1 protein-coding gene is annotated in these 254 nt (G+C 62.6%); it reads right to left on the bottom strand.

All coding sequences use genetic code 11. The features are described 5' to 3' along the window. A partial coding sequence (locus R0J88_RS21805) for an SDR family NAD(P)-dependent oxidoreductase (RefSeq protein ID WP_410901146.1) occupies positions 1 to 254 on the bottom strand: 254 nt, incomplete at both ends.

Genomic DNA, 254 nt, shown 5'->3' with positions numbered 1-254 from the left:
GAAGCCAGTTTCTGGGTGAGCAGATACGGGGCAAGGGTATTGACCACAAAGCGCAGGTCGAGACCGTCAGCCGTCACGACGCTGGGCGCCTGGAAGACACCGGCATTGTTGATCAGGACATCCAGACTGGCGTTGGCCGCCAGCACTTCGCTTGCCAGTGAATCGATGGCGGCCTGGTCGGACAGGTCGGCCACGAAACCGGCGACACGCTCAGCCCCTGCCAGCGTTGCAAGTTCGGCGACGACGCCATTGAC

Origin of the sequence: Pseudoalteromonas sp. SIMBA_162 (assembly GCF_046535955.1) — a bacterium.
GTDB lineage: Bacteria > Pseudomonadota > Gammaproteobacteria > Enterobacterales > Alteromonadaceae > Pseudoalteromonas > Pseudoalteromonas marina.
The sequence above is the reverse complement of the archived record's forward strand: the minus strand, read 5'-3'. Positions and strand labels throughout refer to the sequence as shown.